We start from the raw sequence: 25,184 nt of genomic DNA on the forward strand, positions 1-25,184 counted from the left end.
AGCGGTCCTGTCCGGGGGTGCCGAACAGGTACAGGATCAGGTCCTGGTCGAGGGTGATACGGCCGAAGTCCATGGCCACCGTGGTGGTGGTCTTGCCTCCGGTGTGGGTCAGGTCGTCGATGCCGGCGGACGCGGACGTCATGACGGCCTCGGTACGCAGCGGGTTGATCTCCGAGACGGCGCCGACGAACGTGGTCTTGCCCACGCCGAAGCCGCCCGCCACCACGATCTTCGCGCTGGTGGTTGAGCGGGCTGCACCGCCGCTAGAGCTTGCGAAGTCCACTGAGCACCCTTTCGAGCAGTGTCACATCCGGCGTGCCGCCGGCCTCTCCGTTGCCCGGCTGGTGAATCGCCACCATGCCTGCCTCTGCCAGGTCCGCCACCAGGATCCGGGCCACACCGAGCGGCATCGACAGCAGTGCCGAGACCTCGGCCACCGACTTGACCTCTCGGCAGAGGTGGCAGATGCGCTGGTGCTCGGGCAGGAGTGTCGCGAGGTGCGCCGGGTCGGCCGTGGTGCTGACCAGTGCCTCGATGGCGAGCTGGTAGCGCGGCCGGGTCCGGCCGCCGGTCATCGCATAGGGACGCACCAGCGGCTGGTCGCCTTCATGTCCGTAATCGGTGTCCACGGAGACACCGTACGGATCGTGAGAGGCGGGGGGCGGGGTCATGAATCCTCCGGGCGTGACAGCAAGTGGTCGGCTGTGCCGTCTGACTGGGCCGGTGGGGGGCCGGTTGGGGCGGCCTGACGGTGAGATCGGGCTGTATGCGGGTGTCAGGGGTGTACCTGGGGCGCACACCCCCCTGCAGCGGTCTTCCGGGGCTTCTAGTGCAGCAGGCTCCCCTGGAGTTCGGCGCGCAGATCCGGCGTCAGGACCGTACCCGCCCGGTCGACCAGGAGAGCCATCTCGTAGCCCACGAGGCCGATGTCGGCATCGGGGTGCGCGAGGACGGCCAGTGAGGAACCGTCCGAGATGGACATGAGGAAGAGGAAGCCGCGCTCCATCTCCACAACGGTCTGGTTGACCGCGCCGCCCTCGAAGATGCGGGAGGCGCCCGCGGTCAGCGAGGTCAGCCCGGACGCGACGGCCGCCAGCTGGTCGGCACGGTCGCGGGGGAATCCCTCGGACATCGCCAGCAGGAGTCCGTCGGCGGAGACCACCACCGTGTGGGACACCCCGGGGGTGTTGTCCACGAAGTTGGTGATCAACCAGTTCAGATTCTGTGCAGCCTGGCTCATCGGGCTCAACTAACGCTCCTGCTGGTGAGTGGGGCCGATGTTGAAGCTACCGGTGTTACCCGTGCTGCCCGCCTGGCGACCCTGCTGAATACCTCGGCGGAGGTTGGTCAGCCGGCCGCGTACATCATCGGGAGCACGCGAGACCTGCGGACCGGACTGGTTGGTCTGCTCCTGGGCGGTACCCGGCACCAGGTTGGCGCGCGGTACTCGCCGGGGCAGCCCCGACGTGGTGATCCCGCCGGCCGCGGGCTTGCGCACCCGCTCGGCCTGGCGTACCAGCTCATCGTTGGGCGAGGTGCGCCAGGCGGGGGCACTCGCGTTGTGCTGACCGCTCTGGCCCGTCTGCCCGGCCGGCCCTGCGGAGGGGCGGCGCGGAGGCGTCGCCGGAGCCGGGCGTTCGGGGGCGGGCTGCTGCGGAACCGCCGGGGGCTGCTGGCCCCCGTTCTTCTGGTTGAACCAGTTGGTCTCCAGCGTGTCGTACAGCGGCGTGCGGCCGTCGCCGGGACCGGAGGCCGGAGGCAGCGCCTCGGGCTGCGGCTGGGCGGGCAGGCTCGCGGCCGGCGGACGCGGCGCGCCGAAGTCGGCCGCACCCCTGCCCTGCTGCCCCGGGGCGCCCTGGGCGTGACCCCGCTGCCCGGGAGCCTGCGGACGCGACTGTCCGTAGCCTTCCGCCGGGGCCGGGCCCGAGAAGTCCGGCCGGGCGAACTGCTCGGTCGCCGCCGGGTCCTGGGAGCCGGGACGCCGGTCGTTCGCCGCGCCCGCGGGGCGTGCGTAACGGCCGGTGGACTCGGGCTCCTCATGGCCGCGCGGAGCGTCCATGGAGGCACGCTGGGGTGCGGACTGCTGGGCGTTGCCCCAGCCGGTGTTCTCCGGGCGCTGCTGGCGCGGGGACCCCGGGGCGCCACCGGGCAGCTCGGCACGCGGGGCGCCGGTCGCCGGGAGCTGGCGGGAGCGGTCGTCACCGGCGGGAGCGTCCTGGCGGCCGCGGCCACGGCCGCCGGTGCCGCTCTGTCCGGTGAATCCCTGGCGGGAGTCGTTGCGGTCCTGGGCACCGGGCCGGCCACGGCCGCCGTCGGCACCGAAGGCGGCGACGGGAGCACCGCTCTGACGGGACGGGTCCTGCTGCGGGGCGCCCTGCTGGGGTCCGCCCTGGAACGGCGCACCGTCGCGCCCCGGCAGAGCGGCACGCCCGCCGGATCCGGCACCGACCTGGCCACGCGGTGCACCCGCGCCGAGCCTTCCGCCCGACGGGTTGCCGCCGAGACCGGGACGCGCTCCACCCGGACCGCCGGCCGAGCCTGGCCCGCCGGTCAGACCTCGGCCGCCACCGGGACCGGTGGGCGCCCCGGGACCGCCGTTCTGTGCACCCGTACCGGGCTTGGCCGCGGGCTTCTTGCCGCCGTGGGCGACATCGACGGGCAGCATGACGAGGGCGGTCGTACCACCCGAGTCGGACGGACGGAGCTGGATCCGGATGCCGTGCCGCAGGGACAGACGGCCGACCACGAACAGACCCATGCGGCGCGACACCGAGACGTCCACGGTCGGCGGCGACGCGAGCCGCTCGTTGATCGCCGCGAGGTCCTCGGGGGAGAGGCCGATGCCCGTGTCGTGGATCTCGACGAGCACACGGCCGTCCGGCAGTGCGTGACCGGTGACCCGGACCTTCGTCTGCGGCGAGGAGAACGAGGTGGCGTTCTCCAGCAGCTCGGCGAGGAGGTGCACAAGGTCGTTGACGACACGGCCGGCGACTTCGGTCGCCGGGACGGAGGCGAGTTCGATGCGCTCGTACTGCTCCACCTCGGAGGCGGCGGCACGGAGCACGTCGACGAGTGGAACGGGCCGGGTCCAGCGGCGTCCGGGCTCCTCGCCCGCGAGGACGAGGAGGTTCTCGCCGTTACGACGCATACGGGTCGCGAGGTGGTCCAGCTTGAAGAGGGAGGACAGCTGGTCCGGGTCGGCCTCGCGGGACTCCAGTTCCGAGATCAGCGACAGCTGACGCTGGATGAGACCCTGCGACCGGCGCGACAGGTTGGTGAACATCGCGTTGACGTTGCCTCGCAGCAGGGCCTGCTCGGCCGCGAGGCGGACCGCCTCGCGGTGCACGTCGTCGAAGGCCGCGGCCACCTTGCCGATCTCGTCCCGGGAGTGCACACCGACCGACTCGACGGTGGTGTCGACGTCCTGGGGGTCCGACTCGGAGAGCTGCTTGACCAGCTGGGGCAGACGGTCCTGGGCGACCTTGGTGGCGGTGTCCTGGAGCCGGCGCAGCGAGCGGATCATGGAGCGCGCCACGACGAAGGCGCCGACGAGCGACACGCCGAGGACGATCAGGATCAGCGCACCGTTGATGATCGCTTCCCGCTGCGACTCCTGCTTCAGCTCACGGGCCCGGCTCTCCATCTGACCGAGGAGGGTCTCCTCGATGGTGTTCATCGCCTGGATCTTGGTGTCGGCCTGGTCGGTCCAGTCCAGGTAGCTGCGGAGCTCGCCGCGGAGGGCGGTGGAGCTGCGCAGCACCCGGGCCGCGTACTGGTTGGCCTTGTCGATCTCGGAGTTGCCGCCGTCCAGCGAAGCGGTCAGCTCCTCGGCGTTGCCGCCGATGGAGGTGTAGATCGCATTGAACGACCTGATCTCCGCGTCTTCGTTGGTCTTGGCGTCCAGACCGGTGAGGCGGTCGACGTTCTCCATGCTTCCGACGGCGGTGCTGCTCGCCGGGAGCGCGGCCGCGATGATGGCGCGCTGGATGGAGGCGTACTCCTTGGCGGACGAGAACGCGGCAAGCGCGCGGGTCCGCTTGATCATGTCCGGGTTGTTGGTCGCCTGGGCCATGTCCTGGGACAGGCTGAGCAGCGCACCGATTAGACGGCTGTAGCTGGTGACCGTCTGGGAGACGCCACCGGGCTGGTACGCGGTCTTCCGGATGTCGTTGATGATGTGGACCTGCGCCGCGATCTGGGCGACGTTGGAGCGGATGCCCTCCAGCGCCTCGTCGTCCGTCGTGTCACCGATGTCGGCTGTCGCGTCGAGGAAGGCCGCCTTGCGCTGGTCGGTGACGTCGCGGGGCTGGGAGACCTTGTAGTCCGAGGTCTTGCCGTTGTGCATCAGGGGGCCGGCCGCGTGGTCCCGCTCGTTCTGAAGAGCCTCGGCGAGCGCGGTCGCCTCGCGGGTCATCTTCGTGAGCAGCTGCATGTGCTCCAGCTGCTGCATGTCGTTCATGGACTCGTTGATACGGAGTCCGCCCAGCGTGGTCGCGGCGACCACGGGGAGCGTGAGCAGGGAGACCAGGCGCGTGCTGATGCGCCAGTTGCGGAGGGCTATTCGTGAGCCCGTGTCGGGGGAGCCCTTGGGCATCGGCGTGGCCGTCGGCTCGCCGCCCGCGGGTGCGCCTGAGCGCGTACCGCGGCCGTCGCCGTCGCCCGTCGGGGGCTGGGCCTGGTTCGGGGCGTGCTGGGGCGAGGAACCGCGGTCGGTCCCGCCGTGCGGCTCTTGCTCCGCCGCAGCGCTGCCATCCCTCTTGAAACGTCCCTGCACTAGCGTCGCAACCTCTGGACCAGGCGTCCCTCCGCTTGCACGGTGGGACGGTGTCGGCGTGTGGGGCGGTGGATAGGTGCCCCGATGGGTGGGTCTGGAGTGACCGGCGCTGTCCCCCTTCCCGCCGCCACTCGGCGCTTCGTTGCGCCCCCTGCGCGCCGGCCCGAGAGCCGCGGCGGTGCGTGGAATTCCAGCACAGTGCAGGATCTCCAACAAGGGCCGTGTATCGGGCTGTGACCCGAATGACACCTTGTGAGCACTGTGTCACGAACAGTAGAAAGCGATCAGGGGTAAATGGGGCATATCCGGGTGAGTCGTTTACCGGCGGCGGGTGTCCCAGTCGAGATGATCAGGAGCGGAATGGCTGATTCAGCTACGCAATGTCCGTTTCTGGAGGGTCATTTACCTGTCCAGAATGACGGAATTTTCCGCCTGTTCGTGAGCAAACTCACACGTAGATCGTTGTCGCTTCCATGCGTTCGCGGGGAATCAAGTGTTTAGCCTGTCGCTTTACACGAACGTCCAAACTGACAAGGGCCGATTCACGCGATGAAGACCATGATGTTCCGCAACATAGCCAACCCCCGGCGCACCACGCTGGTGCACCTCGTGGACGCGGACGAGCTGCAGCCGGAGACCCTGCGGGAACACTCGGTCGATCTCCCCACCCAGACGGCGAACCCCCGCCGCACCATCCTGATGGACGCGCCCGCCGCTTCCTGAGGCCCGCCGCGTCCGGGGCGCTCCGGCGTCCGCCCGACGGTCTGCCGTGCTCGGCCCCGTCGGCCATCGTGTCTGCACGCGATCCTGCTTCCGGCAGCCGCGCGCCCCTTCGGCTCACTCGCCATCGGGCGAGCCCGGCCGCGTTAGCCTGGAGCGTCAGACTCCAGCCAGCGGAAGCAGAGGGGCGCAGGCATCCCGTGCGCATCGCCAGATTCTCCATCGACGGCAATGTCGCCTTCGGCGCGGTCGAGGGCGACGGGACCGGCGATTCCGCCGGCCTCGTCCTGGACATCATCAAAGGCATTCCCTACGGCGACTTCGAGCTCTCCGGTACGAAGGTCCCGCTGAGCAAGGTCCGGCTCCTGCCGCCCGTACTCCCCAACAAGGTCGTGGCCATCGGTCGCAACTACGCGGAGCACGCGGCGGAACTCGGGAACGAGGTCCCGGACGTACCCGTCGCCTTCTTCAAGCCCACCACGTCCGTGATCGGGTCCGGCGACGCCATCGAGTACCCCTCGTTCTCCAACGAGCTCCACCACGAGGCCGAGCTCGCCGTGGTCATCGGCCGCATGTGCCGCGAGGTCCCGCGCGAGCGCGTCAAGGACGTCATCTTCGGCTACACCTGCGCCAACGACGTCACCGCACGCGACGCCCAGAAGCGCGAGAAGCAGTGGGCCCGCGCCAAGGGCTTCGACACCTCGTGCCCGCTCGGTCCCTGGGTGGAGACGGACCTCGATCCGGGCGACCTCACCATCCAGTGCACGGTCAACGGCGAACAGCGTCAGCTGGGTCGGACGAGCGACATGATCCGCTCCATCGAGGACCTGGTCGTCCACATCACCGAGGCCATGACGCTGCTTCCCGGAGACGTCATCCTCACCGGCACCCCGGCCGGGGTCGGCCCCCTCAACGTCGGCGACGAGGTCGCCGTCACCATCGAAGGCATCGGCACTCTCACCAACAAGGTGATCAAGCGTGGCTAACGCGAACGTCCGCGTACGTTTCTGTCCCTCGCCGACCGGCAACCCCCATGTGGGCCTGGTCCGCACCGCCCTGTTCAACTGGGCCTTCGCCCGGCACAACCAGGGCACCATGGTCTTCCGCATCGAGGACACCGACGCGGCACGCGACTCCGAGGAGTCGTACAACCAGCTGCTCGACTCCCTGCGCTGGCTCGGCCTCGACTGGGACGAGGGCCCCGAGACGGGCGGCCCGCACGCGCCCTACCGCCAGTCGCAGCGGATGGACGTCTACAAGGACGTGGCCGAGAAGCTGCTCGCGGGCGGGTACGCCTACCCCTGCTACTGCACCGTCACCGAGCTGGACGAGCGCCGCGAGGCCGCCCGTGCCGCGGGCAGGCCATCCGGTTACGACGGCCACTGCCGTGACCTGACCGACGAGCAGAAGCGCGCCTACGAGGCCCAGGGCCGCGAGGCAGTCATCCGCTTCCGGATGCCGGACGAGCCGATCACCTTCACCGACCTGGTCCGCGGCGAGCTCACCTTCACTCCGGAGAACGTGCCGGACTACGGCATCGTCCGCGCCAGCGGCGCCCCTCTCTACACGCTCGTCAACCCGGTCGACGACGCGCTGATGGAGATCACGCACGTGCTCCGCGGCGAGGACCTGCTGTCCTCCACCCCGCGCCAGATCGCCCTCTACAAGGCGCTGATCGAGCTCGGCATCGCCAAGGAGATCCCGGCCTTCGGCCACCTCCCGTACGTGATGGGCGAGGGCAACAAGAAGCTCTCCAAGCGCGACCCGCAGGCTTCGCTCAACCTCTACCGCGAGCGCGGCTTCCTCCCGGAGGGCCTGCTCAACTACCTCTCGCTGCTCGGCTGGTCGTTCTCGGCGGACCAGGACGTCTTCTCGATCTCCGAGATGATCGAGAAGTTCGACATCGCGGACGTCAATGCCAACCCGGCGCGCTTCGACCTCAAGAAGGCCGAGGCGATCAACGCCGACCACATCCGCAGGCTCGATGTGAAGGCCTTCGCCGAGGCCTGCGGTCCCTGGCTGCAGGCCCCGCACGCCAACTGGGCTCCCGAGGACTTCGACCAGGCCGCGTGGGAGGCGATCGCCCCGCACGCCCAGACCCGTCTGACGGTCCTCTCCGACATCACCGCCAATGTCGACTTCCTGTTCCGCAAGGAGCCGGTCGAGGACGAGGCGTCCTGGCAGAAGGCGATGAAGGAGGGCTCGGACGCACTGCTGCGCACGGCTCGCGAGAAGCTGGAGGCCGCCGACTGGTCCAGCCCCGAGTCGCTGAAGAGCGCGGTCCTGGCTGCCGGCGAGGAGCACGGCCTCAAGCTGGGCAAGGCCCAGGCCCCCGTCCGCGTTGCGGTCACGGGACGCACGGTGGGTCTGCCCCTGTTCGAGTCGCTGGAGATCCTGGGCAAGGACCGCACCCTGGCCCGGATCGACGCGGCGCTGGCGAAGCTCGCCGCGTAGGCACAACCCCTCTCTGACGGGGGTGGCGGCCGACGGCCGCCACCCCCGTCCGTGCTTCTCCCCGCCGCACCGATGCCTTCCGGGGCGGTGGTCTCTTTCGGCCCTGCTGCTCCGATTGCGCCGTCTGGCCGGATGCTGTTCCGACATTTCCGCAGAACCAGTCGGGGATGATCGCCAAGGACGCCCGGGTGCTGGGGGAGTTGCGCGAGGCGCACCGGCGGAAGTCCGGGCCGTCGAGGAGATCATCGTCAACGCCGACCTGCCCACCCCGTCCCGGGCCCGGCTGACCGGCACCCGGCCGAGCCGGCGGCCGGTGCGGTTGTGACAACCCCCGGTACGCCGCATCCCGTGGCGAGCGATTCCCACTGCGCCCGACGATCGGCATGCCCCGAGGCTAGCCTCGGGGCATGCCGATCCGCGCGGTCCTCTGGGACATCGACGACACGATCTTCGACTACACCACCGCCGATCGCGAAGGGCTGCGGCGGACACTGGACGACGAGGGTCTGCCCGATGCCGATGCTTCCGCCGAGCGGGCCCTCCAGCGATGGCGCGGGCTGGCCGACCGCCACTGGGCGCGCTTCGCCGCCGGGGAGACGGACTTCCAGGGGCAGCGGCGCGACCGGGTCCGTGAATTCCTCGGCCGAGAGCTGAGCGACGAGGTCGCCGACGCCTGGTTCGGACGCCACATCGTGCACTACGAGGCCGCCTGGTCGCTGTTCCCGGACGTCCTGCCGACGCTGGACAGGCTGACCGGCCGGTACCGGCATGCCGTCCTGTCGAACTCGTCGATCCACAACCAGGACCGCAAGCTGCGCATTCTCGGTGTGCGGGACCGTTTCGAGGCGGTGCTGTGCGCTGTGGAACTCGGGGTCTCCAAGCCCGAGGCCGCTGCCTTCCATGCGGCATGCGACGCACTCGGGCTGCCGCCCCAGGAGGTTGCCTATGTCGGCGACCACCCCGACATCGACGCCTGCGGGGCAGGCGCGGCCGGTCTGGTCGGCATCTGGCTGGACCGCGGCGGACTGGGCGGCCGGCCGGAGCTGATCAGGATCACGGCACTGGACGAGCTGGATGCGCTGCTGCAGCCGGATACCCGTTTTGGAGCGCCGTCCACCTTCGGGTAGTGTTCTTCCTGCGCCAAGGGGAGCGGGCCGAAAAGCCCGGAACCGAAAGCGCACAACCCGAACGAAACCCCCGTAGGGGGGTTGAGTTTTGGTGGCCTATGGTGTAATTGGCAGCACGACTGATTCTGGTTCAGTTAGTCTAGGTTCGAGTCCTGGTAGGCCAGCTCGCAGAGCTCATCTGCAAAGCCCCCGTTGTGTAGCGGCCTAGCACGCTGCCCTCTCAAGGCAGTAGCGCCGGTTCGAATCCGGTCGGGGGTACAGATCCTTCCCGCGAAGCCATCAGGGTCGCACCCTGGTGGCGTCGATGCAGGATCGCTAGGGCCCCCGTTGTGTAGCGGCCTAGCACGCCGCCCTCTCAAGGCGGTAGCGCCGGTTCGAATCCGGTCGGGGGTACCAACTGGTCTAAACCACCAGTGGCCTATGGTGTAATTGGCAGCACGACTGATTCTGGTTCAGTTAGTCTAGGTTCGAGTCCTGGTAGGCCAGCGGATCCGTATCGATGGATCGAGATCTTGCCCCCGTTGTGTAGCGGCCTAGCACGCCGCCCTCTCAAGGCGGTAGCGCCGGTTCGAATCCGGTCGGGGGTACGCAACGAGAAGGCCCTTCCCAGTCGGGGAGGGCCTTTTCGCGTTGTCCTCGCCGGTCTCAGCCGAAGCGGCGGTTCGACTCCTCGGCCTGGGCCAGTCTGCGCAGGCTCAGCAGCACCGGCTCGTACAGCACGGTGAACGCCACGGCCGCCTCCACCTGCTCCTCCTCGCCGTCGTACTGCTCCACCAAGTCCAGGTCGGCGACGGCGAGTTCGGCTGCACTCCGGGCGTAGGGCAGCAGTTGCTCCGTATCGCAGGGGTAGCCCAGGCGGAGCATCGTCGCGATCCCGGCGACCAGCATCCGGTAGGCGGGTGAATCCGTGCCCGCCTGGCGGCCGAAGTCCCAGCCGAGGCGCTGCAGCAGTCCGTCGACGGTGCGGTGGGCCTTCTCGGTCGCAGGGTCGTTCTCGTCGGGCCCCGGGCCGTGCGGAATGGACCAGACGGCCGCACCGAGCCGCATGTGGTGATCGAGCGTGTCATCGGCGACGGCGGCCAGGACGTCCCGGGCGGTCGCCACGGGCATCCTGCCGACCTGGATCAGTGCCCTGACCAGTCGGAGCCGGCGCAGATGCGTGTCGTCGTACTCGGCCTGGGTGGCGCTGATCCGGTGTCCGGGCGGCAGGAGCTGCTCACGCAAGTAGTACTTGATCGTCGGTATCGGCACTCCGCTGCGTTCGCTGAGTTCCGCCAGTCTCATGCACTTGCGCCTTTCCTTGTGGAGTGCCACTATCCAATCATGGATAGCAGAACTATCCAATGAATGGAGCAAGGGGGACCGGGCAATGGGAAACACTCCGATTCAAGGGCGCATGACCGTGGGGACTCAGGAGGAAGTGGTCGTCTTCCTCATCGGGATGCGCATCAACAGCTTCCCTGCGGTGCGGAGTTGGTGGCCCGTCCTCAGGGCCATGCCGCGCATGCTGAAGGAGCTGTCCCAGGACAAGGACAGCGGACTCCTCGGGTACCAGCTGCTGCTGGGCGGTCCGAGGCTCGTGTACACGGTCCAGTACTGGGAGTCCAAGGAGAAGCTGTTCGCGTACGCGACCGCCCAGGACAAGCAGCACCGTCCGGCGTGGGCGGCGTTCAACCGGCGGATGCGGGACGGCAGGGGCAAGGTCGGCTTCTGGCACGAGACGTACATCGTTCCTGCGGGCTCGTACGAGAGCGTCTACGTGAACATGCCGGCGTTCGGCCTGGGCGCGGCGACGGGCGTCGTCCCGGTCGCCCAGCGCGGCGACCGTGCCGCCGACCGCCTGAAGGCGGTCCGATCCGGCGGCTGAGTGGGTGCGGGCCTGGCGGAGGTCCGCACATCCGGTGCTCGCGCTCCGGGCGCGGGCAGCCGGAAGCAGGCTCCCGGAACAGGCCGAGGGCGGTTCGCTGCACGGTGTGACCGACCCCGGGAACGCGATAGGGGAACCCGAAGGGCCGAGCCGCCGTCCCCGTACCCGGCCCTCGCCGCCGGTCCGCCGGGTGGGGACGGCCGCCCGGCCCTCGGGTCCGCTGCGGCCTCGCTGAGCCGGTCGGGACCTCCGCTCCGGACCGGTGGTCGGTCATGGGGGGTGCGCCCCTGCGCCAGGACGCGGGGTACGGGGATGCCGCGCAGGCCGGGGGCAACACGCACCGGCCCGGGGGTCTCCGACCGTCACCGGCGCGGCGCCCACGATGCCCGGGGCCGGTGACAGGCAGGGCCGGGGTGGGGCCCCGATCGCAGGGCGGTCGGGGCGGGCTTCGGCCCTGTCGGTTCAGCCCGAGCGGCGGAGGGCGTCGGAGAGGCGGCCCGCGGCGTCGATGACGGCCTGGGCGTGCATACGGCCCGGATGGCGGGTGAGCCGTTCGATCGGCCCGGAGACCGAGACTGCGGCCACGACGCGGTTCGACGGCCCGCGCACGGGGGCGGAGACCGAGGCGACCCCCGGCTCACGCTCGCCGATCGACTGGGCCCAGCCCCGGCGTCGCACACCCGACAGTGCCGTGGCCGTGAAACGCGCGCCCTGCAGACCGCGGTGCAGCCGCTCCGGCTCCTCCCAGGCCATCAGGATCTGGGCCGACGAGCCGGCCTTCATGGTGAGGGTCGAGCCCACCGGCACCGTGTCCCGCAGCCCTGACAGCCGCTCGGCGGCCGCCACACAGATGCGCATGTCGCCCTGTCGGCGATAGAGCTGGGCGCTCTCGCCGGTCACGTCGCGCAGATGGGTCAGCACGGGTCCCGCCGTGGCCAGCAGCCGGTCCTCGCCCGCCGCTGCGGCGAGCTCAGCCAGTCGCGGGCCCAGGATGAACCGGCCCTGCATGTCCCTCGCCACCATCCGGTGGTGCTCCAGAGCCACGGCGAGACGATGGGCCGTGGGTCGTGCAAGCCCTGTCGCCGCGACCAGCCCGGCGAGGGTGGCCGGACCGGACTCCAGGGCGCTCAGTACCAGAGCTGCCTTGTCGAGAACGCCGACGCCGCTAGAGTTGTCCATGCAACGATACTCCCGTCTCACTCTGTGAAACGCAAGTTCAATTTCTCCGAGAAGTTGCGAACCTGGATGTACGGCCGCACAAGGGCCCGCGTTCCCCGCCTGGTCCGACATGCGGACGGCGGCGCAATTGATCTCTAGTTGGGCCCGGCGACGCTGCCGGGTCGGAGGGAAAGCGATGGGTAGGACACTCGCGGAGAAGGTCTGGGACGACCATGTCGTCCGGCGCGCCGAGGGCGAGCCCGACCTCCTCTTCATCGATCTGCACCTCCTGCACGAGGTGACCAGCCCCCAGGCGTTCGACGGACTCCGTCAGAACGGCCGCCGGGTGCGGCGGCTGGACCTCACCATCGCGACCGAGGACCACAACACCCCGACCCTCGACATCGACAAGCCCATCGCCGACCCCGTGTCCCGCGCCCAGCTGGAGACCCTGCGCAAGAACTGTGCGGAGTTCGGCGTCCGGCTGCACCCGCTGGGCGACGTCGAGCAGGGTGTCGTCCACGTGGTGGGACCGCAGCTGGGCCTGACCCAGCCCGGCACCACCGTGGTCTGCGGTGACTCGCACACCTCCACCCACGGCGCCTTCGGCGCGCTGGCGTTCGGTATCGGCACCTCGCAGGTCGAGCATGTGCTGGCCACCCAGACGCTGCCGTTGGCCCGCCCCAAGACCATGGCGATCACCGTCGAGGGCGAGCTGCCCGACGGCGTCACCGCCAAGGACCTGATCCTCGCGATCATCGCGAAGATCGGTACCGGCGGCGGTCAGGGCTACATCCTGGAGTACCGCGGCTCCGCCATCGAGAAGCTCTCGATGGAGGCGCGCATGACCATCTGCAACATGTCGATCGAGGCCGGTGCCCGGGCGGGCATGATCGCCCCCGACCGGACCACGTTCGACTATCTGCAGGGCCGCGACCACGCCCCCGAGGGCGAGGACTGGGACGCGGCGGTCGCGTACTGGAAGACCCTGCGCACCGACGACGATGCCGTCTTCGACGCCGAGGTCTTCATCGACGCCGAGGAGCTCTCCCCGTTCGTCACCTGGGGCACCAATCCCGGTCAGGGCGCCCCGCTGTCCGCGAACGTCCCCGACCCGGCTTCGTACGAGGACGCTTCGGAGCGGCTCGCGGCCGAAAAGGCCCTGGAGTACATGGGGTTGACCGCCGGGCAGGCGCTGCGGGACATCAAGGTGGACACCGTCTTCGTAGGCTCCTGCACCAACGGCCGTATCGAGGACCTGCGCTCCGCGGCCTCGATCCTGGACGGCCGCAAAGTCGCCGACGGCGTAAGGATGCTGGTCGTTCCCGGTTCGGTCCGGGTCGCGCTGCAGGCCGTCGAGGAGGGACTGGACAAGGTCTTCAAGGAGGCCGGCGCCGAATGGCGGCACGCGGGCTGTTCGATGTGCCTCGGCATGAACCCCGACCAGCTGGCCCCCGGCGAGCGGTCCGCCTCCACCTCCAACCGCAACTTCGAGGGCCGGCAGGGCAAGGGCGGCCGGACCCATCTGGTCTCGCCGCAGGTCGCCGCCGCCACCGCGGTGCTCGGCCATCTGGCCTCGCCCGCCGATCTGTCCGACACCCGTACGCCCGCCGGAGTCTGAACACCATGGACGCTTTCACCACGCACACCGGCCGGGCCGTCCCGCTGCGCCGCAGCAACGTCGACACCGACCAGATCATCCCGGCCCACTGGCTGAAGAAGGTCACCCGCGACGGTTTCGAGGACGGTCTGTTCGAGGCCTGGCGCAAGAACGACGACTTCGTCCTCAACCAGCCGGAGCGGCAGGGCGCCACGGTTCTGGTGGCCGGACCCGACTTCGGCACCGGCTCCTCCCGTGAGCACGCCGTCTGGGCGCTTCAGAACTACGGCTTCAAGGCCGTCATCTCCTCCCGGTTCGCCGACATCTTCCGTGGCAACTCGCTCAAGAACGGCCTGCTGACCGTCGTTCTGCCGCAGGAGACGGTGGACCGGCTCTGGGGCCTGATCGAGTCCGATCCCCTGGCCGAAATCACTGTTGACTTGGAGCAGCGCCAGGTGCGCGCCGCGGGCATCACCGCCGACTTCGAGCTGGACGAGAACGCCCGCTGGCGGCTGTTGAACGGCCTCGACGACATCAGCCTCACCCTTCAGAACGAAGCCGACATTGCGGCCTACGAGGCGTCCAGGCCGACCTTCAAGCCTCGTACAATTGAGGTCTGAGCAGGGCTTTTCCCGTTCTGCGCCCCCCACCGGACGGTGGGGGGCGCAGTCGCTTGTTGAGACCCTGTCGGGCGACAACTCGCCCCAGATGGCACAATCGGTGCATGGAACGCGACAGCCAACTCGAGCTCTACGAGGAAGTCGCGGCCCGATTGAAGGAAGCGCACACAAGGGTGCGTGAACTGCAAGTCCCGGAGGGCGTAAGGATGGCGCTGTCCCGGAAGCTGCTGGCCGTGACGGCCGCGGCGAAGCACGATCTCGCCGACGCCGCAAGGCGCCTGGACCGGTTGATGAAGGACCTCGATGAAGGTCGTTTCCCCCAAGGTGACTGACCACCCGGCGACTGGGCCGATATGTGGCTCCGCCGCATGGCCGCGACGGTCCACTTCGTTGCGGCACTAGGGTGATTAGCCCGTTTCGTGTTTGATTTGCGGTATATATCTGCCTAACGTGCGAAAAAGCTTGAACAGTTTCGTTCCGGCAATGTCTCCGAAGGGGAAGACGTGAACAAGGCGCAGCTCGTAGAAGCGATTGCCGACAAGATGGGCGGCCGCCAGCAGGCCGCTGATGCTGTCGACGCGGTACTCGACGCGATCGTCCGCGCGGTTGTCGGCGGCGACCGGGTTTCGGTCACCGGCTTTGGCTCGTTCGAGAAGGTCGACCGCCCGGCCCGCTACGCCCGGAACCCTCAGACGGGTGAGCGCGTACGGGTCAAGAAGACCTCGGTGCCGCGGTTCCGCGCGGGCCAGGGCTTCAAGGACCTGGTCAGCGGTTCGAAGAAGCTCCCCAGGGGTGGCGAAGTCGCTGTCAAGAAGGCCCCCAAGGGCAGCCTCCAGGTCGGCACCGTCGCCAAGAAGGCCGCTGCGAAGAAGGCGACCGCCAAGAAGGCCGCGGTGAAGAAGACCGCCGCCGCCAAGAAGACCACCGCCGTGGCGAAGAAGGCAGCGGTGAAGAAGACCACCGCCGCGAAGAAGACCACCGCGGCGGCGAAGAAGACCACCGCGAAGAAGGCCACGGCGAAGAAGGCGGCGGCCAAGAAGACGGCCCCTGCCAAGAAGGCGGTCGCGAAGAAGGCGCCGGCGAAGAAGGCGACGGCGCGCAAGACCACCGCCAAGAAGACCACTGCCCGCAAGAAGTAAGCGGCGCAGCACCACAAGGACACTCACGCGACGGGCCGGACTCCCCACCGGGAGCCCGGCCCGCGGTGCGTCGGTGGCCGAACCGGCGCAGGGCACCGGATGTGTTCCTGAGTCCCGGACAGCCGCGCGCTGCGGCTCGGCCCGCCCGGACGCCGGGTGCGGGCGAGCCCGGTCAGAGGGTCTGCAGTGTCACCAGCGTGATGCGCAGGGCCTTGCCCTCGCCCTCGGTCTCGATGCGGACCCGCTGCCCCGGCCGCAGCAGCCGCAGCCCGCCGGCGTCGAACGCGGCGGTGTCGAAGTCCACCGGAGTTCCGTCGTCGAGCAGGACACTCCCGCTGCGGGTCTCTGAGTCGTACGTGTACGCGGTCGCCTGCATGTCCAGAGCGTATCCGGCACCTCCGCCGGACCCGGCCCTCGCCCCCTCGTGCGCTGCCCCGCGCAGCAGGGGCAGCGCCGCGCAGCGCTCGGCAGTGCGTGGCCCCACCCCCAGCGCCAGTGCGGCACGCAGATCGTCGGCGGTGTCGACGTCGCGGCGGACCGAGTCGGCGCCGTCCACGGCAATTTCCGCCGCGCCCGAGCGCAAATGCCGGTTTCGCGAACGCCCGCCGAATGCGGGTCGCAATTCCACGCCCGGCGCGGCCGACAGAAAAGTCGTGCCAATTCCGGCGGAGTCCGCGAGGAAAGCCCGCGGAAATTGCACGGACACGGCGAGGACCTGCGCCAATTCCGCAGGGCGCAGCGCAGGCAGGTCCGCGTTGAGAGCCGCTACCGCGGCACCGGGGCGCACCGCGCGCACCGCGTCCGCACCGTGGGCCAGCGCCGCGTTGAGCCCGCCCGCCGGTGTGTCCGGCACGATCCGGGCGCCGAGCGCGGCCAGCTCCGCACCGGCCAGCGGATCGTCAGTGACGACCGCCACATCCCGCACCACGGGACACGACAGTGCTGCCGCCACCGTGTCCTGGGCGAAGGCCAGTGCGAGACGCGGGCGCAGTGCTCCGCCCATGGCCCCGGTCAGTCTGCTCTTGGCCAGCGCGAGGGGTTTCAGCGGAACGACCAGTGACCAGTACACGGCCCCATTGTCACCTGCCCGCACGGCGGCCAGGGGGACTCGCTCCGGGGCGGGGCGTACGGTGTTCTCGACAGACCAGGGGCCTGGGGCGACACTTGACCCCCAGCAGCCAGGCAGCAGCCGGCTGCACCAGGTCATAGAGGAAGGTGTCCGAGTGTCCCGCCGCAGAATCGGCTTCTGGTACCGCCTGGCAGCGGTCATCGCGAAACCGCCCTTGGTGGTTCTGTTCAAGCGGGACTGGCGGGGAATGGAGCACATTCCGGCCGACGGCGGATTCATCACCGTGGTGAATCACAACTCGTACCTGGACCCGCTGTCCTATGCGCACTACCAGTACAACACGGGACGGGTCCCCCGGTTCCTGGCGAAGGCGGCTCTTTTCAAGGGCGCGTTCGTCGGCACCATGCTGCGCGGCACCGGCCAGATCCCCGTCTACCGCGAGACCACCAATGCGCTGGACGCGTTCCGGGCCGCCGTGGACGCCATCGAGCGGGGCGAATGCGTCGCGTTCTATCCGGAGGGCACGCTGACCCGTGATCCCGAGATGTGGCCGATGGCGGGCAAGACGGGCGCCGCGAGGGTCGCGCTGCTCACCAAGGTCCCGGTGATCCCGGTCGCCCAGTGGGGCGCCAATCTGGCGATGCCGCCCTATGCCAAGGAGAACAAGCTCCGGCTGTTCCCGCGCAAGACGCTGATCGTCCAGGCGGGACCGCCCGTCGACCTGTCACGCTTCTACGGCCTGGACCCCACCCCCGAGGTGCTGCGCGAGGCGACCGAGGCCATCATGGCCGGGATCACCGCACTCCTCGAGGAGGTGCGCGGCGAGAAGGCACCCCCTGAGCTCTTCGACCACCGCAAGGCACGGGCGGAACAGCGGCGCAGGGCCGCCGAGGAGGGGACCAAGTGACTCGTCCCGTCAAGGCCGCCGTGTTCGGCACCGGATCGTGGGGCACGGCCTTCTCGATGGTGCTTGCCGACGCGGGCTGCGAAGTCACCCTGTGGGGCCGCCGTGCCGGGCTCGTCGAGGCCATCAACCAGAGCCGGACCAACCCCGACTACCTTCCGGGTATCCAGCTCCCCGAACGGGTCCGGGCCACGACGGACCCTGCCGAGGCCGCCCGTGACGCGGACTTCACCGTCCTGGTCGTACCGTCCCAGACGCTCCGTGACAACCTCGCTGAGTGGGCGCCCAAGCTGGCCCCCGACACCGTTCTCGTCTCCCTGATGAAGGGCGTCGAACTCGGCACCGCCAAGCGGATGAGCGAGGTCATCGAGGAGGTCGCCAAGGCCCCGGCCGAGCGCGTCGCGGTCCTCACCGGGCCCAATCTGGCCAAGGAGATCGCCGACCGCCAGCCCGCCGCCGCGGTCGTCGCCTGCGCCGACGAAGCCGTCGCCCAGCGGCTGCAGTCCGCCTGCATGACCCCCTACTTCCGGGCCTACACCAACACGGACGTCGTCGGCTGTGAACTCGGCGGCGCCGTCAAGAACGTCATCGGCCTCGCCGTGGGAATCGCGGACGGCATGGGCCTCGGCGACAACTCCAAGGCCACGCTGATCACGCGCGGCCTGGCCGAGACGACCCGGCTCGGTCTGGCCATGGGCGCCGACCCGATGACCTTCTCCGGACTCGCGGGTCTGGGCGACCTCGTCGCCACCTGCTCGTCCCCGCTCTCCCGGAACCACACCTTCGGCACCAATCTCGGCCGCGGTATGACGCTCCAGGAGACCATCGCGGCGACCAAGCAGACCGCCGAGGGGGTCAAGTCCTGCGAGTCCGTTCTTGATCTGGCCAGGCGCCACGGTGTCGACATGCCCATCACCGAGACGGTCGTGTCGATCGTGCACGAGGGCAAGCCGCCGGTCGTCGCGCTCAAGGAGCTGATGTCGCGCAGCGCGAAGCCCGAGCGCCACTGAGCCCGCGGGCTGCCGGGCCCGTCGTCGGCAGAACAACCCTGTGGGCCGTCGAGCACCGTGGTCCACAGGGCCGGGTTCACCCCGGCGTCGTGGACTCACCGGGCGTGGTGGACTCACCGGGCCTTCCCAGCGGGTTCCGTGGGCTGCCGGGCCCTCGGGGGTACCGCGGCGCATGCGTCACGAGCCCCGTGCAGGCCCTGGTCCTCGGCATCGCCGAGTCCTGAGCGCCACGGGGCGGATCCGCTGAGTGACGCCTCTGACGTGCTGCGGCGCGGGCCTGCCGCCCGGCCGAAGGCGCAAGGTAGTCTCGTCGCGATATGAGCGAGAACCCCTCCCACAGCCCCGACCTCGCCTCCGCCGGAGGCGAGGCGCGCCGCAAGCCGCGCGTCGCGGTCGTCTTCGGCGGCCGCAGCTCCGAGCACGCGATCTCCGTCGTGACGGCCGGCGCCGTGCTGCGCGCCATCGACCGCGCCAAGTACGACGTGCTGCCCATCGGCATCACGACGGACGGCCGCTGGGCCCTGACCGCCGACGACCCGGACCGGATGGCCATCGCCGACCGCCGGCTGCCGTCCGTCGACGGCCTCGCCGAGTCCACCGAGGGCGGCGTCGTCCTCTCCGTGGACCCGGCCAGCCGCGAGGTGGTCTACAGCGAGCCGGGTTCCGTGCCCAAGGCGCTCGGCGAGGTCGACGTGGTCTTCCCGATGCTGCACGGCCCGTACGGCGAGGACGGCACCCTGCAGGGCCTGCTGGAGCTCTCCGGCGTTCCCTACGTCGGCTCCGGCGTCCTCTCCTCGGCCGTGGGCCAGGACAAGGAGTACATGAAGCGGGTCTTCACCTCCTTCGGCCTGCCCGTCGGGCCCTATGTGGTCGTACGGCCCCGCGAGTGGGTGCAGGATCCTTCCGCCGCGCGGAAGAAGATCGTCGACTTCGCCGGTGAGCACGGCTGGCCGCTCTTCGTGAAGCCCGCCCGCGCCGGTTCGTCGATCGGCATCACCAAGGTCGACGACCTCTCCGGGCTCGACGACGCGATCGCCGAGGCGCAACGCCACGACCCGAAGATCCTCGTGGAGTCGCTGCTGCGCGGCCGTGAGATCGAATGCGGAGTCCTGGAGTTCGAGGACGGCCCGCGCGCCAGTGTGCCCGCCGAGATCCCGCCGGTCTCCGCCCATGACTTCTACGACTTCGAGGCGAAGTACATCGACTCGGCAACCGGCCTCGTGCCGGCGCCGCTCACCGAGGAGCAGACCGCCGAGGTGCGGCGGCTTGCGGTGGACGCGTTCGAGGCCGCCTCATGCGAGGGGCTGGTCCGCGCGGACTTCTTCCTCACCGAGGACGGCGAGTTCGTCATCAACGAGATCAACACCATGCCGGGCTTCACGCCGATCTCGATGTACCCGCGGATGTGGCAGGAGAGCGGAGTGAGCTACCCGGAGCTCGTCGACCGGCTGATCCAGGCAGCTCTCGGGCGCGCGACCGGACTGCGCTGATCCGTTTTCGCCTCAGGGTGTTTCATGGAAGAGCGGCGGGACCGTCTTCGCGACCGGTCCCGCCAGATCCGTCAGCGGACCGAGGTCGTGCGCGTACTGCTTCGTGAGCGTGACCTCGACATACGTCCTGCGGTTCGTGGTCGTGAGCCGGGGGCCGTCGTCGTCGCGTTGCTCCACGAGCCAGTTGACGCCGTTCACCTCGACCCCGTCCTCCTGCGGATCACTCATCCCCGCGGGCCGGGGGACACCGCAGCGCAGTACGATCGCGGCGTCCCCCCAGCCGGCGGTCAGCTCGGTGCGCGGCTCGGGGTCCTTCCGGTCCATGCCGGCGACGGACTCCGGCAGCGCCTCGTGCAGGGCACGGCAGAGGGTCTTCTCCTCGGGAGGGGGAGAGGGAACCGCGACCGGTGCCGGTGCGTCGGTGAATGAGCAGCCCGCGGCGGCCAGCAGGGCAGCGGCCGCGGCGGGCGGAGTCAGAAGCCGGCGAAGGGACATCACCGGCCAAGCGTAGACGGGGGCTACAGGTGCACGACCGGGCAGGTCAGCGTTCGCGTGATGCCGTCCACCTGCTGGACCTTGGCGACCACCATGCGGCCCAGTTCGTCGACGGTATCGGCCTGGGCGCGCACGATCACGTCGTAAGGACCCGTCACGTCCTCGGCCTGGATCACCCCCGGGATCTTGGAGATGGTGTCGGCGACGGTCGACGCCTTGCCCACCTCGGTCTGAATAAGGATGTACGCCTGTACCACGGAACCTCCAGGGCGGCCACGAGGATCATGTGGGGAGAAGGGACGCCACGGTATCGCGTCGCCGCGGGCCGCGGGGAGACCCGCGCGTCCCGAGGTGCGCGCAGCGTGGCGCGCGCAGCACAGAAGTTGACGGCCTGCTCGGCCTACTCGACGGTACCGACAGCGTTGACGGCTCGCTACCGCAAGCGCACTGGGGCAGAAGGAGCACAGGAATGAAGGGCACCGTGGGCGAACTGGGGGAGTTCGGGCTCATCAGGGAGCTCACCTCCCGGCTCACCTCCACTCCCGCCGTACGGCTCGGACCGGGTGATGACGCCGCGGTCGTGGCCGCACCCGACCGCAGGGTCGTCGCCAGCACCGACCTGCTGCTGGAGGGACGGCACTTCCGGCGCGACTGGTCGACCGCGTACGACGTGGGCCGCAAGGCCGCCGCGCAGAACCTGGCCGACATCGCCGCCATGGGCGCCGTGCCGACCGCACTGCTGCTCGGTCTCGTGGTTCCCGCCGATCTGCCGGTCACCTGGGCCACCGAGCTGATGGACGGCATTCGGGACGAATGCCAGGTCGCGGGCGCCGCGGTGGTCGGCGGCGATGTCGTGCGAGGGGACACCATCACCGTCGCGATCACGGCTCTGGGCGATCTGCGCAACCACGACCCGGTGACCCGCGCAGGCGCCCAGCCCGGCGATGTCGTCGCCTACACCGGGTGGTTGGGCTGGTCCGCCGCCGGACACGCGGTGCTCTCGCGCGGTTTCCGCTCGCCGCGCGCCTTCGTCGAGGCCCACCGGCGCCCCGAACCCCCGTACCACGCGGGGCCTGCGGCCGCCGGACTCGGCGCCACGGCCATGACCGACGTCAGTGACGGACTCGTCGCCGATCTCGGCCACATCGCGGAGGCGAGCAAGGTCCGTATCGATCTGCGCTCCGGACTCATCGACATTCCCTCGCAGATGAACGACATCGGCCAGGCCGTCGGCGTCGACCCGTTGCAGTGGGTCCTGAGCGGAGGAGAGGACCACGCCATCGTCGCCACCTTCCCCGCGGACGCCAAGCTGCCCGCCCGCTGGAAGGTGATCGGCGAGGTGCTCAACCCGTCGGCACTGCCCCAGGTGACGGTGGACGGGGCGCCCTGGACGAACAAGGGCGGCTGGGACCACTTCGGCGAGGACTCATGACATCTCCGTCCCGGGTGCGGCCGGATGCGCCACCCCGGGTGCTGACCGTCGCCGGATCCGACTCCGGCGGCGGCGCGGGCATCCAGGCCGACCTCAAGACCATGCTGGCGCTCGGCGTCCACGGCATGAGCGTGATCACGGCCGTGACCGCGCAGAACTCGCTCGGTGTGCAGGGCGCCTGGGAGCTTCCCGTCGCCGCGGTGCGCGCCCAGTACCGCAGCGTCGTCGACGACATCGGCGTACAGGCCGTGAAGACCGGCATGCTGGCCTCGGCCGAACTCGTCGAAACCGTCGCGGAGCTGCTGGCGGGGACGGACGCACCGGTGGTCGTCGACCCCGTCGGCGTCTCCAAGCACGGGGACGCCCTGCTCGCCGCGTCCGCGCTCGACTCCGTGCGCGTGAAACTGCTTCCGGCCGCGACCGTGGCGACCCCGAACCTGGACGAGGTCGCCCAGCTCACCGGAGTGCGGGTGGAGAGCGAGAACGATCTGCGGCGCGCGGCCGACGCACTGCTCTCGTACGGCCCGCGCTGGGCGCTGATCAAGGGCGGACATCTCGCGGGCGACGCCGTGGACCTGCTCACCGACGGCACGGACGAGCACTGGCTCCGCGCACCCCGTCACGACAACAGGCACACGCACGGAACGGGCTGCACGCTCGCCTCGGCGGTCGCCGCGGGACTGGCCCGGGGCCTCACCGTCCCGGAGGCCGTCCACACGGCGAAGGACTACGTCACCGGCGCCATCGCCGCGGGATTCGCGCTGGGCGGCGGGATCGGCCCGGTCGATCACGGCTGGAGCTTCCGCCGGCGGTGACCCGAAGGGGGCGCCGGCCCGCAACGTCCTGCGCGGCCCTCGGCCCCCGCCGGGAGGCAACCCCGGGCTGCATGGCCGCAGTCACCCGAGCCCGGCCCGTACGAGGACATCTGCCCCCGGCCCCCGCCGTCCGGCGGTCCCTCCCGACCCCGGCGGCCCGGGGAGATCCCATGCACCGGAGCTCGTGGGCATCCTGGCTGGACCGTCCGGTCACGGCATCGGACGGACGCGGGGGGCGCGGCCGCACGCGGCGGCACAACCGCACCTCGGAGTGACTGCCCATGGTGCGGGCGGTGCGGGCGGCCGTCCGTCCACGTCCCCGGGCACGGCAAAAAGCCGGCCCACCGAGGTGGACCGGCTTTTCAAGGCAACCGGCGGGCTGCGCTACGACAAAACGTCGCGGTTAGCGCGAGACCTTGCCGGCCTTGATGCACGAGGTGCAGACGTTGAGCCGCTTCGGCGTCCGACCGACCACGGCACGCACGCGCTGGATGTTCGGGTTCCAGCGACGGGACGTACGGCGGTGCGAGTGCGAAATGTTGTTGCCGAAGCCCGGCCCCTTGCCGCAGACGTCGCAGTTGGCAGCCACGGGTCACTCCAAAGACTTCAGATGCACTTACAGTGAAATCCGGCGTGCCGGATTCAGTGATCTGAAGTGGCCTGCCGGGGGAATGGCCCGACTTTCATCGGGCAACCGGAGCAGCATACAACGACTGCTCCCGTACAACGAAACTACCATGGGTTTCCCCGCCCCCGCCCCGGCTCCCGGCCGGGTGCCGGGTCTACCCTGCGGTGCAGCCGGCCGCTCGAGGAGGACATCAGTTGCCGAAACAGGAGGGGCGGCCCGCGGGGCCTCGAACGAGGACCGCGGCGGGAGACGGGCGGGCCCTCGATGCCCCGGCAGTACGCGCCTGGTGCTCACTCGCGCTGGAGGCGCTGGGCCGGGAACGTGAAGAGATCGACGCGATCAACGTCTATCCGGTCGCGGACGGCGACACCGGCACGAACCTCTATCTCACGGTGGAGTCCGCGGCCCGGGCCGTGGAGGCCGTCTTCGAGGCGTACGAGACGGGGGCGCCCGCCCTCGCCGACGTGGTGCGGGCCATGGCCCACGGCGCGCTGATCGGCGCCCGGGGCAACTCGGGGACGATCCTGGCGCAGCTGCTGCGCGGCATGGCCGAGGTGCTCGGGACGCGGGACGAGGGGGCGGCCGGGGCACTTCGGCGGGCCGCGGAGTCGGCCCGCGAGGCGGTCGCGCATCCCGTGGAGGGCACGATCCTCAGCGTGGCGTCCGCAGCCGCCGAGGCGGCGGCGGACGAAGCGGCGAAGCGTGCGGCGGACGCACCGGGCCCGGACGATGCCGCCGCTGTGGTCGCCGCGTACGAGCGCGCCCGTCAGGCGCTGGAGAAGACCCCCGGGCAACTGGACGTGCTGAGCAGAGCCGGTGTCGTCGACGCCGGAGGACAGGGGCTGCTGGCAGTGCTCGGCGCCCTGGTCGAGGCCGTGACGGGCGAGGCGCCGGTGCGGCACCCGGCCGGCCGGGTCCACCCCGCCGTGGTCACCGCAGCCGAACCGTGCGCCGACGGGGGGCCGGCCTTCGAGGTCATCTACCTGCTCGAGGCCGACGACGACGCCGTGACGCGTCTCAGGACCCGGCTCGACGGGCTCGGCGACTCCCTCGTCGTGGTCGGCGGCGACGGACTGTGGAACGTCCATGTGCACGTCGACGACGCCGGCGCGGCCGTGGAGGCGGGCATCGAGGCGGGGCGGCCCTACCGGATCCGCATCACCCACTTCGGCGCTCCGGGTCCGGCCGAGCCGCGTGAGCGGGTCCAGCGCGCCGTCGTCGCCGTGGTGCCCGGAGAGGGGCTCGCAGGCCTCTGCGAGACAGCCGGCGCCACCACGGTGCTCGCGCGGCCGGGGGAGCCCCCGGCGAGCGGAGAGCTGGTCGAGGCGATCAGGCGGGCGCATGCACGTGAGGTGGTGCTCCTGCCGAACGACGCGGAGCTCCGGCACACGGCGGCAGCGGCCGTGGAGCAGGCCCGTACCGAGGGCGTACGCGTCGCCCTCATCCCGACCCGCTCGGCGGTCCAGGGCATCGCGGCGCTCGCGGTCCACGAACCCGACCGCCGATTCGACGAGGACGTCGTCGCGATGACCTCGGCGGCGGGCGCGACCCGCTACGGCGAACTGGCCGTCGCCGAGCGGCAGTCCTTCACCTCGGCCGGGGTCTGCCAGGCCGGGGACGTGCTGGGCCTGATCGACGGCGACGTGGCGGTGATCGGCGCGGATCTCGCGGAAACGGCGGAGACGGTGCTGGACCGCATGCTCTCGGCGGGCGGCGAACTCGTCACCCTGGTCCTGCCGGACGACGCCCCGCCGTCGCTGGCCGACCGCCTGGAGTCCCATGTCCGCAGGGGCCACCTCGCGGTGGACACGGTGGTCCATCACGGCGGCCGGGGAGCGACGCTCCTGATCGGGGTGGAATAGCGTCCCGTCCTCGGCTGCCG

The 25,184-nt window shown here is 70.3% G+C and carries 24 protein-coding genes, 5 tRNA genes and 1 pseudogene; 20 read left to right on the plus strand and 10 right to left on the minus strand.

Annotation, left to right across the window (positions count from 1 at the left end; genetic code table 11):
* The 4 genes from AC068D_RS33105 to AC068D_RS33120 all read right to left on the minus strand — a co-directional run.
* Window positions 1-283, minus strand: a 283-nt coding sequence (locus AC068D_RS33105; protein ID WP_351189814.1) for a GTP-binding protein, incomplete at its 3' end; no start/stop codon positions are given.
* Window positions 264-671, minus strand: coding sequence for a DUF742 domain-containing protein (locus AC068D_RS33110; RefSeq protein ID WP_478826837.1), 408 nt, complete (start codon window positions 669-671; stop codon window positions 264-266). The genes AC068D_RS33110 and AC068D_RS33105, both read right to left, overlap by 20 nt.
* Before the next feature lie 155 nt (window positions 672-826).
* Window positions 827-1,240 (minus strand): roadblock/LC7 domain-containing protein, encoded by a 414-nt coding sequence (locus AC068D_RS33115; protein ID WP_478826838.1) that lies wholly within the window; start codon window positions 1,238-1,240, stop codon window positions 827-829.
* 9 nt (window positions 1,241-1,249) lie between these two features.
* Window positions 1,250-4,774 carry a sensor histidine kinase gene (locus tag AC068D_RS33120; protein ID WP_478826839.1) on the minus strand — a complete coding sequence of 1,175 codons (3,525 nt, stop codon included), beginning with the start codon at window positions 4,772-4,774 and terminating at the stop codon, window positions 1,250-1,252.
* A gap of 549 nt (window positions 4,775-5,323) precedes the next feature.
* Here AC068D_RS33120 and AC068D_RS33125 point away from each other — a divergent pair.
* The 9 genes from AC068D_RS33125 (at window position 5,324) to AC068D_RS33165 (ending at window position 9,662) form a co-directional block, all read left to right on the plus strand.
* A complete protein-coding gene (locus tag AC068D_RS33125; RefSeq protein WP_478826840.1) occupies window positions 5,324-5,497 on the plus strand; it encodes a hypothetical protein in 174 nt (57 codons plus the stop codon).
* 197 nt (window positions 5,498-5,694) lie between these two features.
* Complete coding sequence (locus tag AC068D_RS33130; protein WP_478826841.1) at window positions 5,695-6,480, plus strand: fumarylacetoacetate hydrolase family protein; 786 nt, start codon at window positions 5,695-5,697, stop codon at window positions 6,478-6,480.
* Complete coding sequence (gene gltX, locus AC068D_RS33135) at window positions 6,473-7,948, plus strand: glutamate--tRNA ligase (RefSeq protein ID WP_478826842.1); 1,476 nt, start codon at window positions 6,473-6,475, stop codon at window positions 7,946-7,948. Before AC068D_RS33130 ends, gltX begins: the two co-directional genes overlap by 8 nt.
* Window positions 7,949-8,355: 407 nt before the next feature.
* Entirely contained in the window at window positions 8,356-9,075 is a 720-nt protein-coding gene (locus tag AC068D_RS33140) for an HAD family hydrolase (RefSeq protein WP_478826843.1), read from the plus strand.
* A 92-nt stretch (window positions 9,076-9,167) separates the two neighbouring features.
* Window positions 9,168-9,239 (plus strand) — tRNA-Gln (locus tag AC068D_RS33145).
* A 21-nt stretch (window positions 9,240-9,260) separates the two neighbouring features.
* A tRNA-Glu gene (locus AC068D_RS33150) sits at window positions 9,261-9,333 on the plus strand.
* Window positions 9,334-9,395: 62 nt separating this feature from the next.
* Window positions 9,396-9,471, plus strand: a tRNA-Glu gene (locus AC068D_RS33155).
* Between the two features lie 18 nt (window positions 9,472-9,489).
* A tRNA-Gln gene (locus AC068D_RS33160) sits at window positions 9,490-9,561 on the plus strand.
* Between the two features lie 28 nt (window positions 9,562-9,589).
* Window positions 9,590-9,662 (plus strand) — tRNA-Glu (locus tag AC068D_RS33165).
* A 58-nt stretch (window positions 9,663-9,720) separates the two neighbouring features.
* Here AC068D_RS33165 and AC068D_RS33170 read toward each other — a convergent pair.
* A complete protein-coding gene (locus AC068D_RS33170) occupies window positions 9,721-10,359 on the minus strand; it encodes a MerR family transcriptional regulator (protein ID WP_478826844.1) in 639 nt (212 codons plus the stop codon).
* A gap of 85 nt (window positions 10,360-10,444) precedes the next feature.
* On the opposite strand from AC068D_RS33170, the gene AC068D_RS33175 reads away from it, so the two are divergent.
* Window positions 10,445-10,942 carry a DUF4188 domain-containing protein gene (locus tag AC068D_RS33175; RefSeq protein ID WP_478826845.1) on the plus strand — a complete coding sequence of 166 codons (498 nt, stop codon included), beginning with the start codon at window positions 10,445-10,447 and terminating at the stop codon, window positions 10,940-10,942.
* A gap of 462 nt (window positions 10,943-11,404) precedes the next feature.
* On the opposite strand, the gene ndgR is transcribed toward AC068D_RS33175, so the two are convergent.
* Window positions 11,405-12,121 (minus strand): IclR family transcriptional regulator NdgR, encoded by a 717-nt coding sequence (gene ndgR / locus AC068D_RS33180; protein WP_266383737.1) that lies wholly within the window; start codon window positions 12,119-12,121, stop codon window positions 11,405-11,407.
* Between the two features lie 175 nt (window positions 12,122-12,296).
* On the opposite strand from ndgR, the gene leuC reads away from it, so the two are divergent.
* From leuC to AC068D_RS33200, 4 genes are all read left to right on the plus strand, one after another.
* Window positions 12,297-13,721 carry a 3-isopropylmalate dehydratase large subunit gene (gene leuC, locus AC068D_RS33185; RefSeq protein ID WP_478826846.1) on the plus strand — a complete coding sequence of 475 codons (1,425 nt, stop codon included), beginning with the start codon at window positions 12,297-12,299 and terminating at the stop codon, window positions 13,719-13,721.
* 5 nt (window positions 13,722-13,726) lie between these two features.
* Window positions 13,727-14,320: a 3-isopropylmalate dehydratase small subunit gene (gene leuD, locus AC068D_RS33190; protein ID WP_478826847.1), complete on the plus strand. Its 594-nt coding sequence runs from the start codon at window positions 13,727-13,729 to the stop codon at window positions 14,318-14,320.
* A 104-nt stretch (window positions 14,321-14,424) separates the two neighbouring features.
* Window positions 14,425-14,652, plus strand: a complete 228-nt coding sequence (locus AC068D_RS33195) for an SCO5555 family protein (RefSeq protein WP_478826848.1) — start codon at window positions 14,425-14,427, stop codon at window positions 14,650-14,652.
* 171 nt (window positions 14,653-14,823) lie between these two features.
* On the plus strand, window positions 14,824-15,459 hold the full coding sequence (locus AC068D_RS33200; protein ID WP_478826849.1) for an HU family DNA-binding protein: 636 nt from the start codon (window positions 14,824-14,826) through the stop codon (window positions 15,457-15,459).
* 451 nt (window positions 15,460-15,910) lie between these two features.
* Here the strand turns inward: AC068D_RS33200 and cofC are convergent.
* Window positions 15,911-16,528, minus strand: a pseudogene (gene cofC / locus AC068D_RS33205) (2-phospho-L-lactate guanylyltransferase); the annotation flags it as partial.
* A 154-nt stretch (window positions 16,529-16,682) separates the two neighbouring features.
* Here cofC and AC068D_RS33210 point away from each other — a divergent pair.
* The 3 genes from AC068D_RS33210 to AC068D_RS33220 all read left to right on the plus strand — a co-directional run bounded on the left by AC068D_RS33210 (window position 16,683) and on the right by AC068D_RS33220 (window position 19,932).
* Window positions 16,683-17,435: a lysophospholipid acyltransferase family protein gene (locus AC068D_RS33210; RefSeq protein WP_478826850.1), complete on the plus strand. Its 753-nt coding sequence runs from the start codon at window positions 16,683-16,685 to the stop codon at window positions 17,433-17,435.
* A complete protein-coding gene (locus tag AC068D_RS33215) occupies window positions 17,432-18,442 on the plus strand; it encodes an NAD(P)H-dependent glycerol-3-phosphate dehydrogenase (protein ID WP_478826851.1) in 1,011 nt (336 codons plus the stop codon). Before AC068D_RS33210 ends, AC068D_RS33215 begins: the two co-directional genes overlap by 4 nt.
* Window positions 18,443-18,759: 317 nt before the next feature.
* Entirely contained in the window at window positions 18,760-19,932 is a 1,173-nt protein-coding gene (locus AC068D_RS33220) for a D-alanine--D-alanine ligase family protein (protein WP_478826852.1), read from the plus strand.
* 12 nt (window positions 19,933-19,944) lie between these two features.
* Here the strand turns inward: AC068D_RS33220 and AC068D_RS33225 are convergent, their stop codons facing one another.
* Both AC068D_RS33225 and AC068D_RS33230 read right to left on the minus strand, forming a co-directional pair.
* Window positions 19,945-20,427 (minus strand): DUF3515 domain-containing protein, encoded by a 483-nt coding sequence (locus tag AC068D_RS33225; protein ID WP_478826853.1) that lies wholly within the window; start codon window positions 20,425-20,427, stop codon window positions 19,945-19,947.
* A gap of 23 nt (window positions 20,428-20,450) precedes the next feature.
* Window positions 20,451-20,684 carry an Lrp/AsnC family transcriptional regulator gene (locus AC068D_RS33230; RefSeq protein ID WP_017947604.1) on the minus strand — a complete coding sequence of 78 codons (234 nt, stop codon included), beginning with the start codon at window positions 20,682-20,684 and terminating at the stop codon, window positions 20,451-20,453.
* A gap of 212 nt (window positions 20,685-20,896) precedes the next feature.
* Here AC068D_RS33230 and AC068D_RS33235 point away from each other — a divergent pair, with 212 nt between their 5' ends.
* Together AC068D_RS33235 and thiD are read left to right on the plus strand one after the other, a co-directional pair.
* Entirely contained in the window at window positions 20,897-21,859 is a 963-nt protein-coding gene (locus tag AC068D_RS33235) for a thiamine-phosphate kinase (protein WP_478826854.1), read from the plus strand.
* Entirely contained in the window at window positions 21,856-22,674 is an 819-nt protein-coding gene (gene thiD, locus AC068D_RS33240) for a bifunctional hydroxymethylpyrimidine kinase/phosphomethylpyrimidine kinase (protein WP_478826855.1), read from the plus strand. The genes AC068D_RS33235 and thiD overlap by 4 nt, the downstream gene beginning before the upstream one ends.
* 403 nt (window positions 22,675-23,077) lie before the next feature.
* On the opposite strand, the gene rpmB is transcribed toward thiD, so the two are convergent.
* Window positions 23,078-23,263, minus strand: a complete 186-nt coding sequence (gene rpmB, locus AC068D_RS33245) for a 50S ribosomal protein L28 (protein WP_003957616.1) — start codon at window positions 23,261-23,263, stop codon at window positions 23,078-23,080.
* A gap of 233 nt (window positions 23,264-23,496) precedes the next feature.
* Here rpmB and AC068D_RS33250 point away from each other — a divergent pair, with 233 nt between their 5' ends.
* Window positions 23,497-25,164, plus strand: coding sequence for a DAK2 domain-containing protein (locus AC068D_RS33250; protein WP_478826856.1), 1,668 nt, complete (start codon window positions 23,497-23,499; stop codon window positions 25,162-25,164).
* The last annotated feature ends 20 nt before the right edge of the window (window positions 25,165-25,184 follow it).

It is taken from the genome of Streptomyces sp. NPDC043861 (assembly GCF_056435905.1).